Annotated in this window: 12 protein-coding genes; 1 reads left to right on the forward strand and 11 read right to left on the reverse strand. The window is 65.9% G+C overall.

What is annotated here, in order from left to right; all coding sequences use genetic code 11:
* Nucleotides 1–326 precede the first annotated feature (326 nt).
* The 8 genes from QZZ33_RS06500 to QZZ33_RS06535 form a co-directional block, all read right to left on the reverse strand.
* Nucleotides 327–725: a DUF1761 domain-containing protein gene (locus QZZ33_RS06500; RefSeq protein WP_291378956.1), complete on the reverse strand. Its 399-nt coding sequence runs from the start codon at nucleotides 723–725 to the stop codon at nucleotides 327–329.
* A gap of 44 nt (nucleotides 726–769) precedes the next feature.
* Nucleotides 770–1,609, reverse strand: coding sequence for an AraC family transcriptional regulator (locus QZZ33_RS06505; RefSeq protein WP_291378957.1), 840 nt, complete (start codon nucleotides 1,607–1,609; stop codon nucleotides 770–772).
* Between the two features lie 195 nt (nucleotides 1,610–1,804).
* Complete coding sequence (rpsO, locus tag QZZ33_RS06510) at nucleotides 1,805–2,074, reverse strand: 30S ribosomal protein S15 (protein ID WP_291378958.1); 270 nt, start codon at nucleotides 2,072–2,074, stop codon at nucleotides 1,805–1,807.
* Between the two features lie 179 nt (nucleotides 2,075–2,253).
* Nucleotides 2,254–3,156 (reverse strand): amino acid ABC transporter permease, encoded by a 903-nt coding sequence (locus QZZ33_RS06515; RefSeq protein WP_291378959.1) that lies wholly within the window; start codon nucleotides 3,154–3,156, stop codon nucleotides 2,254–2,256.
* Nucleotides 3,153–3,842, reverse strand: coding sequence for an amino acid ABC transporter permease (locus tag QZZ33_RS06520; RefSeq protein WP_291378960.1), 690 nt, complete (start codon nucleotides 3,840–3,842; stop codon nucleotides 3,153–3,155). The genes QZZ33_RS06515 and QZZ33_RS06520 overlap by 4 nt, the downstream gene beginning before the upstream one ends.
* An 85-nt stretch (nucleotides 3,843–3,927) precedes the next feature.
* Nucleotides 3,928–4,800, reverse strand: coding sequence for a glutamate ABC transporter substrate-binding protein (locus QZZ33_RS06525; protein WP_291378961.1), 873 nt, complete (start codon nucleotides 4,798–4,800; stop codon nucleotides 3,928–3,930).
* Between the two features lie 46 nt (nucleotides 4,801–4,846).
* Nucleotides 4,847–5,575: an amino acid ABC transporter ATP-binding protein gene (locus tag QZZ33_RS06530; protein ID WP_291378967.1), complete on the reverse strand. Its 729-nt coding sequence runs from the start codon at nucleotides 5,573–5,575 to the stop codon at nucleotides 4,847–4,849.
* 79 nt (nucleotides 5,576–5,654) lie between these two features.
* The gene (locus tag QZZ33_RS06535) at nucleotides 5,655–6,632 is read right to left on the reverse strand and encodes a bifunctional riboflavin kinase/FAD synthetase (RefSeq protein ID WP_291378962.1); all 978 of its coding nucleotides are present in this window, start codon (nucleotides 6,630–6,632) and stop codon (nucleotides 5,655–5,657) included.
* Nucleotides 6,633–6,747: 115 nt separating this feature from the next.
* Here QZZ33_RS06535 and QZZ33_RS06540 point away from each other — a divergent pair, with 115 nt between their 5' ends.
* A complete protein-coding gene (locus QZZ33_RS06540; protein WP_291378963.1) occupies nucleotides 6,748–7,320 on the forward strand; it encodes a hypothetical protein in 573 nt (190 codons plus the stop codon).
* A gap of 1 nt (nucleotide 7,321) precedes the next feature.
* Here QZZ33_RS06540 and truB read toward each other — a convergent pair whose 3' ends face one another.
* The 3 genes from truB to infB all read right to left on the reverse strand — a co-directional run.
* Entirely contained in the window at nucleotides 7,322–8,275 is a 954-nt protein-coding gene (gene truB / locus QZZ33_RS06545) for a tRNA pseudouridine(55) synthase TruB (protein WP_291378964.1), read from the reverse strand.
* A 4-nt stretch (nucleotides 8,276–8,279) separates the two neighbouring features.
* Nucleotides 8,280–8,720: a 30S ribosome-binding factor RbfA gene (rbfA, locus tag QZZ33_RS06550; protein ID WP_291378965.1), complete on the reverse strand. Its 441-nt coding sequence runs from the start codon at nucleotides 8,718–8,720 to the stop codon at nucleotides 8,280–8,282.
* The coding region (infB, locus tag QZZ33_RS06555; protein WP_291378966.1) for a translation initiation factor IF-2 at nucleotides 8,720–10,835 on the reverse strand (2,116 nt) is incomplete at its 5' end. The genes rbfA and infB, both read right to left, overlap by 1 nt.

The following is a 10,835-nucleotide window of genomic DNA, read 5'->3' on the forward strand; positions in this document are numbered from 1 at the left end:
ATTGGATTTCGGGACCTTCCATTTAAGGTCTCACGCTCCTTGTAATGAGGGAGCGAGCAGGCAGGACTGGGCTTTCGAGCCCCGGCTGATCGTCAGTCGACACGCTCAGAACTGCCAAGTGAGGGGTTCTGAGCATCTCCACCGAGGACCAGCGTCCGGCCGACCCGCTCGGTATGCAGGTTGAACTCGCTCATGCGAGTGCTCCAAGACTAGCAGAGGGGGCTCCCACGGGGCCCTCTCCCCCGCCCCAGTGGCTCATTCTGTACCACCTCGCGCCCGCATCGTCCGCCCCGTAGCTCAATCCGTGCCGCTAGGCGGCGTGCCGACTATTGCAGGGCGCCGACGATCAGGCCCATGACCGTGAAGCTCACCACGCCGTAACCCCCGTTAATTGCCGCGAGTGCGAGGCTCCGACGCTCAAACAAGTAGACAATCCACAGCGGAGCGGCAAAGAAGGTCAGGCCCGCGACCGCACCGACGACCGTGCCGAAGGCCACGGATTGGGAACCGATGAACGCCGCGAGGCTGCCCGCAATCACCAGTGCCAGCACGAGGCTGCCGACGAAGACTCGCGCGGCCCCACTTTGTAGCGCCTCGCTAGACAACCCGGCCGCGCGCTGCCACGCACCCGGGAACAGCACCGAGTACCAGGCTCCGCCGATCAGGAACATGGAGAGCGCGGCGAGCCCTACGGCAAGGAAGTTGACGGTGTCTTGAGTGTCCATGCGAAGACGGTGCCAGCCAACTGCGGGTCAATACTTGTACAAATTCACGTGGCGTCGGTCGCGAGGAAAGACGGCCCCGCCCTGCCTTCGTCCCCGAGCGCCCTCACGTATGCGCGGGGTGAGATTCCCGCGAACCGCGTGAAGCTGCGAATGAAGTGAGGCTGGTCGTAATAGGAGCTCCGCGCGACGAGTTCCGTCCACGTCGGCAATTCACCGGGCTCGGAGATAGCCCTGAGGAACTGGTGGAACCGGTGCACGTCCGCGTGAGCCTTGGGCGTCACTCCGGTAGCCCTGCGAAACGCGGCAGCCACCGCCGACGGCGTGATTCCGGACCGGCGTGCGACCTCAGCAATGGGGGTGTCGGGGTCCTTCGCGATCTCGCGTGCCACCGCGATGGCCACCGGGTCCGGTGATACTCCCGCACGTGAGTTGACGAGCGCTGCGTCGAGCGCGTCGAGCGCCGCATCGGCATCACGAGTGCCGTGGTGCGTAGCACTGACGCCATCGACCAAGGGCAGGATGGGGCCCGCACCCCGGACTTCGTCCGCGAAGGGGTCGACTCCGAAGGCGCGCCACGCGAAGGGCTCAAGCTCCGCCCCCACGTGATGCAGGTGCGCGGGGTTGCGATTCACGAGATAGGTGGATTGCAGGCCAGACACGAAGGCTCCCGCGCACGTGAGCCCCACCGGTGTCTCGCCATGACTCATCACCACGTACGGCTCGCCCAGGTTGGCGATGGCGTGCACATACGGGATCGGAAGGATGCGTTCGATGGTGCCGCGGGTCGGTGCCGACAGGTACCACAGCCTGCGGACCACGCCCGTGAGCGCTGGCGACGGTTGCCGTTCCATGTAGACGGGAGACTCAGCGTCAGCCACGCTCATGTGCCGCTCCGTCCGCGATTCCCATGACCGCACATGGTATCCGCCCGCCCCAGCTTGGGCTTTGGCAAGCGCGGCTTGCATCGTGGCGACCCGGCGGCCGAACCCGCGCTCGAGAAAGTGAAAGGCCCGGTCGCTCAGCCCTTGAGGGGCGAGCGACCGGGCCTGAGCGCGGCTTGGCGCGTCGGTCCGAAAGGACTAGCGACGCAGGCCGAGGCGCTCAATCAACGAGCGGTAACGCTCGATGTCGATCTTCTGCAGGTAGCCGAGCAGGCGCCGACGCTGGCCGACCAGGAGGAGCAGGCCACGACGCGAGTGGTGGTCGTGCTTGTGCTCCTTGAGGTGCTCGTTCAGGTCGTTGATGCGACGCGTGAGCATCGCCACCTGGACTTCGGGCGAGCCGGTGTCACCCTCGGACGTGGCGTACTCGGTCATGATGGACTTCTTGGTAGCTGCATCGAGCGGCACAGGCTCTCCTCTTCACACATCGTTGCGCGGCGCGCCCAGGCTGATTCTCTGGGGCAGTGAAATCCGCGGCCGTTCTACGGCGAGGGTCAAGCATACCGGACGGGGCGTTGGCCGCGCTACGCGGGTGGCCTTGCACATGGGCAGGCACGGAGGCGAAGAGAGGCGCCACCCCTGCTGCCCTAGTGGGCGGTGACGCCGAGCCCAGTCCCGGCCACTCCCCCTGGAGGCACCACTGGCGCATCTCCGACCCCTGCCGAAGAACGCGCACCACTCAGCCGACCCTCGAGCCAGTGAGCGAATCGGCTGACGGCCATGTTGACGGTGATGTAGATGATGGCCGCGACCAGCACGAAGGGAACGGTGGTCGCTTCGCCAAAGTAGTTGAAGTCATTCTTGGTCACCGTGAGGAGTTCGTAGTACGCGATGATGAAGCCGAGCGACGTGTCCTTGAGCAGCACCACCACCTGGCTCACGAGCGCTGGCAACATGATGCGCACTGCCTGCGGCAACTGGATGCGCAGTAGTACGGACAATGGCCGCAGCCCGAGACTCAGCCCCGCTTCGCGCTGGCCGCTGGGCAACGCCGCGATTCCCGCTCGCAGAATCTCGGCAACCACGGCGGTGTTGTAGACCGCGAGGCCAAGCACGACGGAGACGAGCGGCGACAATCCGAGTGCAATCACGCCGAAGTACATCGTGAGCAGCACAGGGATACCGCGGAAGACGTGAGTGAAGATGTAGGCGAGAGCCCGCATGAGGCCGTTGCTGGCCACGCGCGCGATCACGAGGATCGTGGCGGTCACGGCGACGATCGGCACCGCAATGGCGACAGCCTTGAGTGTCCCCTCGAGGAGGCCGCGCACCAGCAACGAGTGCCAGACGTCCGCGGCGGTCTGGTTGCCCTTCTGCGGGTCCCACAGCACCTGCCAGCGATCATCGAAGATGCCGCGGCTGTATGCCGTGTAGACCACCAGAGCCAGCAGGCCCACCATCACGACCGAGAAGACCAGCGTGTAGATCTTGTCGCGCAGTATCGCCTTGGGGCCGGGGACGTCGAAGAGGACCTGTTGCGGCGCGCTCATCGGGCCACCGCCACTTTCTTTTCGAGCTGTTCGGCCGCAATGGACAGCGGGACCGTGATGACCAAGTAGGCGACGCCGATGCCCATGAAGATCACGAATACGTCACCGGGGTTGGCGTTTGACAGGCGGTTCGCCACGGCGACGAGCTCCGTCGCCGCGAAGCCCGCGGCGACCGACGTGTTCTTGATGTGCGCCACGAACACGTTGATGAGCGGCGGGACCACGGATCGGAAGGCCTGGGGCAGCACCACTTGGGTCAGCGTCTGACCAAAGGTCAGGCCCATCGAGCGCGCCGCCTCTGCCTGACCCACTCCCACCGAGTTGATTCCCGACCGCACCACCTCACACACAAAGGTGGCCGTGTACAGCGAGAGCGCGACGATGGCGAAGACGATGCCGTTGTTGATCGTGACCCCAAAGTAGGTGTCCCTCGACACCGGGACGACGATGCCCACCAGGGCGGACGTAGAGCCGCCGAGAAAGAGGAACACGAGGGTGAGCGGGGTGTTGCGCACCACGTTGATGTAGGCGGTCCCGAAGGTCCGCAGGGGGCCGATGGGCGAGACCCTGAATCCCGCGAGCACCACTCCCCACACGAACGCAAGGATCCCCGCCACGACGGAGATCATCAGGGTCGCCGCGAAGCCCTGCCACAGCAGGTCAGCATTCGCGACAAGGGCGCCCATGGCGTGCTCGCTCCGTTTCGATCGTGAGGCGCCTGGGGCGGGGCGCCCGTGAGGGACGCCCCGCCTTCAGCGGACTACTGGGGGCCTAGTACCGGTCGACCGTCGGCACTGCGGGATCGGGCAGAACCGTGCCTGCAGTCTCCTGCCATGCGGTCAGCCAGCGGCCGTCATCGAAGGACGCCTCGAGCACGTCGTTGATCCACATGCGGAACTCGGTGTCGTCCAGCGCCACACCGATGCCGTAGGGCTCCTCCGTGAAGGGCTCACCGACGACCTTGAACTCGCCGCCGGACTCGGCCACGTAACCCGCGAGGATCACGTTGTCGGTGGTGACCACGTCGACCTCGCCGTTGCGTAGCGGCTCGAGGCAGTCCGTGTAGGCGCCGTACAGCACCAGGTTCGCCTCGGGGTAGTTCTCCGCGATGTTGGCGGCTGGCGTCGAGCCCTCGACCGAGCAGACGTTCGTGCCAGCGAGGTCATCGGGCGACATGATCTCCTCGTTGTCGGTCAGCACCATGAGTGCTTGCCCCGCGTTGTAGTACGGACCAGCAAAGGAGACGACCTCCTTGCGCTTGTCGTTAATCGTGTACGTGGCTACCACGATGTCGACTTGGCCGGACTCGATGAAGGGTTCGCGGTTGGCCGACACGGTCTCGACCCACTCGATGCTGCCCGCATCGATGCCGAGCTCGGCCGCAATCATCTTGCCGATTTCGACGTCAAAGCCCTCCGGCGTACCGCTGGGGGACATCAGCCCGAACAGCGGCTGGTCGAACTTGGTGCCGATCGTGATGGAGCCCGCGTCGGCGAGCGCCGCCATCGTCGAGCCCTCGGGGAACTCCGCCATCACTGGCGCGTCCGATGGCTCGTCGCTCGCTTCCGGCTCGTCGGCACTGGAACACGCCGTCAAGGCGATTGCCGCAGCGGCGCCGAGCGCCGCCCACTTGAGATTCTTCATTTCCTATCCTCTCGCCTGACCGAGGATCTCTCGGCCTTGGGGTTGGCTAATGCGTCAAGATCTTGGACAGGAAGTCCTTGGCCCTGTCGGATTGTGGGTTCGTGAAGAACTCCTCTGGGGTGGCCTCTTCGACGATCACGCCCTCATCCATGAAGACGACGCGGTCAGCAGCCTTACGCGCAAACCCCATCTCGTGCGTGACCACAATCATCGTCATGCCCTCTGCGGCCAGGTCCGTCATGACGTCGAGCACCTCGTTGATCATCTCGGGGTCGAGCGCTGACGTCGGCTCGTCAAACAGCATGACCTTCGGCTTCATCGCAAGTGCCCTCGCGATGGCCACACGCTGCTGCTGACCGCCCGACAACTGCGCCGGGTGCTTGTCCGCCTGATTCTCGACCCCCACCCGAGTGAGCAGCTCCATGGCGAACTTCTTCGCCTCGGCCTTGGGCATCTTGCGCACTTTGAGGGGTCCGAGCATGACGTTGTCGAGCACCGTCATGTGGGCAAAGAGGTTGAAGGATTGAAAGACCATGCCGACGTCGGCGCGAAGCTTCGCGAGCGGGCGCCCCTCGGCTGGCAGGTCCGTGCCATCGATCTGGATGGTGCCGTTGTCGATGGTCTCCAGGCGATTGATCGCGCGGCACAGGGTGGATTTGCCGGAGCCGGATGGCCCGATGACGACGACCACTTCACCAGAACCGACGGTGAGGTTGATGTCCTGGAGCACATGCAACTCGCCGAAATGCTTGTTGACGCCCGCGAGAACTACCAGCGGTGTGTAGTCCTGACGAGGCTCCCGGCTGGTGTCCATCTAGGAACAATAGCCCCAGCAGCGACCGCCGTGTCGCGAGTTAACGCAGGTTTAACACCTCGCGACACCAGGCGACATCCTCGCCCAAGGCGGTGATGAGCCGCGCGAGACCACCAAAGTCGAGCATCGGCCGGCGCCATTCGATCAGGTCGAGAGCGACCTCGGTTCCGTACAGTTCGAGGTCGAAACGGTCGATGACGTGGGCCTCGATGCGTAGTCCCTCGCTGTCGACGGTGTAGTTGAATCCGAGGCTGATGGCGGCGGGCAGGGCCATGCCCTCCCACTGACGTGCCGCGACATTGTCCTTCGCGTCTGTCACCGTCAGAAAGCCCGCATAGACGCCGTGGCGCGGCACGTAGCCCGCATGCACGTCGAGGTTGGCGGTGGGAAAGCCGATTTCGCGCCCTCGCTTGTCGCCGTGGACGACGATGCCCCGCAATCGGTGGGGGGCGCCGAGTATCTCGGCTGCTCCGCGCAGGTCGCCCTCCTCCAGCAATTCCCTCACCCACGTCGAGGACCACCTACGCGCGCCCTCAGTGGTGCCCGCAGCGTCTCCCACGATGTCAACGGAGACGCCCAGCCGCTGCCCCATCTCGCGCAACGTCTCCACGTCGCCAGCGTTGCCGCGCCCAAAACGCGTGTCGCGACCCACCACAATCGCGACCGCGCCGAGGCCTGCCACTACGTAGTCGGCGACGAACTCCTCAGGAGTGGCCATCGCGAAATCCAACGTGTACTGCTGCACGACGATGCCGTCGAGCCCGGCCGCGGCCATCCGCTCGACCCTGTCCTGAAGTCCCGTGATGAGCTCGGGCGTGTGGTCGGGGTCGTGGACGGCCTTGGGGTGGGGGTCAAAGGTGACGGCCACCGCCTTCGCCGACAGGGCACGCGCGGCGGCGACTACCTCCGCCAACACGGCTTGATGGCCACGGTGCACGCCATCGAAGTTGCCGACGGTGACGACGGTGGGGCCAAGGTCTGCGGGCACGTCGGCGAGCGAGCGCCACACGGAGGTCATTCGATCATTCTGCCGCATTCGACCATGCCCGATGACTGCGCAAAGCTTCGCGTGCGAACATGGAGTAGGAACGAACGCGCACTGTGGGCGCACAGATCCGCTTGGGGGTGGAGCGATGGAGACCATTTATCCGGTGACGCCGAAGTCGGCAGACGTCATGATGATCGGCGGCCGCGAGCACGTGCTGTATCAGGCGCCGCTCGAGACCATCAAGATTGTGGATGCTCACTACTTGTGGCTCAACACGATCCAACCGTGGGTGGCGGCGCTCTACACCACGCTCTTGGTGGTCTTCGTTGACCCCATCGCGTGGTGGGGTATCGTCTGGCTCCTCAGCGCGGCACTGACCACGATCGCCCTCAACGTCTATACCGACAGACGTTCCCGCGTCTCCGTTCCTGTCGCCGTCGAGGAAAAGGACCGGAGTGGTTCCTGGTCTCGCCTGGTCGTTTCCGCATACCGCAACGACCCGCTCACGGTCACCGCGCATGTCCGCATGGCCGACTTCCTGCTGGGCACGATCAAGGACGGGCCTGCTGGCGCCTTCACCAAGCGACCGAAGATCCCCGAGGACTTGCAGCACCCGCGCACGCGCCTGCACGCGTGGCTTTACGGTGCGGGCCTCGTCGTGGGCTACGTGGCCCTCGTGGTTCTGGCGGTCTACGTCGCGACGGGCTTGCTCACCTAGGTCAGGATTCTTGGCCGGCAGGCGCGAACACGATCACTGGTTTGGCGGCGCCGCGCACCCGACGGACGATCGCGATCACCCGGCCGTCGGGCGCGACCGCGACGGCGTCGTGCGTGAAGTCGTCATCGTGCTCAGGTGAGATCAGCTCCGCCGCACGCTCCTTGAGCGGCTTGCCATAACTGAGGCTGGTCGCCTCCTCTGCACTCAGCGCCAGTTCCGGGAGGGCGGCCTTCGCTGCGTCGTCGAGAGGGATGAGCGGGAGGGCGGCTCCCGAGTCGGCGAGCGCCCCGAGTGCCTCCACCGTGAGCGCGTGTGCCACGTCAAAACGGCCGACGCTGGTGCGGCGGAGCGCGGTCAGGTGCCCCCCGACGCCCAACACGGCTCCCAGGTCGCGCGCAAGCGCGCGAACGTAGGTTCCCGACGAGACGTCGATCGCGGCGTCCACGTCGATCACCCCGTCTCCCCTGCGTGTGTCGCGCACTGCAAAGCGGGAAACGGTTACTGGCCGAGCGGCCAACGCCACGTCCTCGCCAGCGCGCACGCGCGCGTAGGAGCGCTCCCCGTTCACCTTGATGGCACTGACAGAGCTGGGCACCTGCAGGATGTCGCCGGTGAGGCCCGCAATAGCCGCGGCGAGCGCGTCGTCCGTCACTCCTGAAGCGTCGGCCGTTGACGTGACCTCGCCCTCTGCGTCGTCCGTCACCGTGGACTGCCCCAGGCGAAGGGTGGCGTCGTACGACTTGTCGTGACCCGTCACGTACGTGAGCAAGCGCGTGCCGCGCCCGACCCCCAGCACCAACAGGCCGGTGGCCATGGGGTCAAGCGTGCCTGCGTGGCCCACCTTGCGGGTATTCAGCAGTCGGCGTGCACGTGCCACAACATCGTGCGAGGTCCACCCTGCCGGCTTGTCCACCAGTAGCAGGCCCGGCGTGGGCTCGTCGGCGCGACGGGCCACGCGGTCAGTCCTCCTGGTCGTCCTCGTCGGAGGGGTGACGGTAAGGGTCTTCCTCTCCGGCGTAGGCGGCTCCCTCGCGCAACTTGGCCAGCTCCGCGTCGCGCAGCGCGGCCTCATGAAGCGCCTTCTCGAGCGTCGCCGCCGTCTCCGGCACCGCGTCCAGGAAGAACTCGAGGGAGGGCGTGAGCCGGATTCCCAGCTCGCCGCCCACCATCGAACGCAAACGCCCCTTGGCGGACTGAAGGGCAGCCGCCGTGTTGGCGCGGTCCTCCTCGCCGCCGTAGACGGTGTAGAACACCGACGCCTGCTGCAGGTCTCCGGTGACGCGAACGTCCGTCACGGTGACGAACCCCAAGCGGGGGTCCTTGATTTCGCTCTCCAGAGCGCGGGCCACGATCTTCTTGATCGTGCCCGCGATCCGGAGTGCGCGGGGTGAGTCGGCCATCAGGACCTCGGAATCTCCACCATCTCGAAGGTTTCGATCATGTCGCCCACCTGGATGTCGTTGAACTTGCCCAGACCAATACCGCACTCGAAGCCATCCTTGACCTCGGTGGCGTCATCCTTGAAGCGGCGCAAGGTGTCGATCGTCGGTTCGCCCAGCACGTTGCCTCCGCGCACCACGCGCGCCTTGGCGTTGCGCCTGATGACTCCGCTGCGCACCAAGCAACCGGCGATGTTGCCGAACTTGGAGGAGCGGAAGATCTCCATGACCTCGGCGGAGCCGACCTGCTTCTCTTCGAACTCGGGCTTGAGCATGCCGGTGAGGGACGCCTCGACGTCCTCGATGGCACGGTAGATGACCGAGTAGAAGCGCATGTCGACGCCCTCGCGCTCGGCCAACTCCTGGACTCGCTCGGCGGGACGCACGTTGAAGCCGATGATGATGGCGTTGTCGACGGTGGCCAGGTTGACGTCGTTCTGCGTGACGGCACCCACACCACGGTGGATGACGCGCAGGTCCACCGAGTCGCCCACATCGATCGCGAGCAAAGCATCCTCGAGCGCCTCGACGGCACCGGACACATCGCCCTTGATGATGAGGTTGAGGGTGTCGACCTTGCCGTCCTCGATGGCCTTCGCAAAGTCCTCAAGGCTGATGCGCTTGCGACGCTTGGCCAGCTGAGCCGCGCGCTCGGCTGCCTCACGCTTCTCAGCGATCTGACGTGCCGTGCGGTCGTCTTCTGCCGCCAGGAACGTGTCGCCTGCGCGAGGCACCGACGTGAGGCCGATGACCATGACGGGGCGCGCCGGAAGTGCTTCCGCAACCGACTCGTCGTGCTCGTTGAACATGGCTCGCACGCGGCCGTATGCCGTGCCGGCAACAATCGCATCGCCGACGCGCAGCGTTCCAGACTGGACGAGCACCGTCGCCACGGGGCCGCGACCCTTGTCGAGGTGAGCCTCGACCGCAACACCGCGAGCGGCCTTGTCAGGGTTGGCACGCAAGTCGAGACCAGCGTCTGCCGTCAGCAGCACCGCATCGAGAAGAGTCTCGATGTTCTTGCCCTGTGTCGCGGAGACCTCGACGAACATCGTGTCGCCGCCGTACTCCTCCGCCACCAGGTTGTATTCCGTGAGCTGCTGGCGGATCTTGTCGGGATTGGCGCCTTCTGTGTCGATCTTGTTGATGGCCACGACGATCGGCACGTTGGCCGCTTGCGCGTGGTTCAAGGCCTCCACCGTCTGCGGCATGACGCCGTCGTCGGCGGCGACCACAAGGATGGCTACGTCGGTCACCTGGGCACCACGCGCACGCATGGCGGTGAACGCCTCGTGACCCGGGGTGTCAATGAAGGTGATCGCGCGGGTGTCGCCCTCGTGGTCGCGGTGCACCTGGTAGGCGCCGATGTGCTGGGTGATGCCTCCGGCCTCGCCCGACACGACGTCGGACTTGCGGATGGCGTCCAACAGACGGGTCTTACCGTGGTCGACGTGACCCATGACGGTGACGACGGGGGGCCGCACTTCGAGGTCCTCGTCCGTCTCGGCCTCAAGTTCTGCCTCGAGGTCAAGCCCGAAGTCCTCGAGTAGTTCCTTGTCCTCCTCCTCAGGCGACACGATCGTGATCTTGTAGCCCAGCTCTTCGCCGAGAGCCTGGAACGTGTCCTCGTCCAGAGACTGCGTGGCCGTGGCCATCTCGCCCAAGTGGAACAGGACGGTCACGAGCGACGCGGGGTTGACGTCGATGCGGTCGGCAAAGTCGCTGAGCGTCGCGCCGCGGCGCAGGCGCAACGGCGTGTTGCCGTCGCCGCGAGGTATCTGCACGCCACCAATGGAGGGTGCCTGCTGCTGCTCGTACTCCATCCGCTTGGCGCGCTTGGACTTGCGCCCACGCGTGGGGCGGCCTCCCTGACGTCCGAAGGCGCCGGCGGTGCCGCCGCCGCGTCCGCGACCACCGGCAGCCGGACGGCTACCTGGAGGGCCACCGAAACCGGGGCGCTGAGCACCGGGGGCGCCAGCAGGGGCACCGCCTGGCCTCGGCGCGAAGCCACCTGGACGTGCGCCGCCGGGGGCTGGACGCCCGCCCGCGGCTGGGGCTCCTGGCCGGCCGGCGGGT

Origin of the sequence: Demequina sp. (assembly GCF_016278775.1) — a bacterium.
GTDB lineage: Bacteria > Actinomycetota > Actinomycetes > Actinomycetales > Demequinaceae > Demequina.

What these genes read in the sequence shown, in the direction of transcription:
- QZZ33_RS06500 (WP_291378956.1), bottom strand. Translation starts at nt 725, where the DNA reads ATGGACACTCAAGACACCGTCAACTTCCTTGCCGTAGGGCTCGCCGCG.
- QZZ33_RS06505 (WP_291378957.1), bottom strand. Translation starts at nt 1,609, where the DNA reads ATGAGCGTGGCTGACGCTGAGTCTCCCGTCTACATGGAACGGCAACCG.
- QZZ33_RS06515 (WP_291378959.1), bottom strand. Translation starts at nt 3,156, where the DNA reads ATGAGCGCGCCGCAACAGGTCCTCTTCGACGTCCCCGGCCCCAAGGCG.
- QZZ33_RS06520 (WP_291378960.1), bottom strand. Translation starts at nt 3,842, where the DNA reads ATGGGCGCCCTTGTCGCGAATGCTGACCTGCTGTGGCAGGGCTTCGCG.
- QZZ33_RS06525 (WP_291378961.1), bottom strand. Translation starts at nt 4,800, where the DNA reads ATGAAGAATCTCAAGTGGGCGGCGCTCGGCGCCGCTGCGGCAATCGCC.
- QZZ33_RS06535 (WP_291378962.1), bottom strand. Translation starts at nt 6,632, where the DNA reads ATGACCTCCGTGTGGCGCTCGCTCGCCGACGTGCCCGCAGACCTTGGC.
- QZZ33_RS06540 (WP_291378963.1), top strand. Translation starts at nt 6,748, where the DNA reads ATGGAGACCATTTATCCGGTGACGCCGAAGTCGGCAGACGTCATGATG.
- rbfA (WP_291378965.1), bottom strand. Translation starts at nt 8,720, where the DNA reads ATGGCCGACTCACCCCGCGCACTCCGGATCGCGGGCACGATCAAGAAG.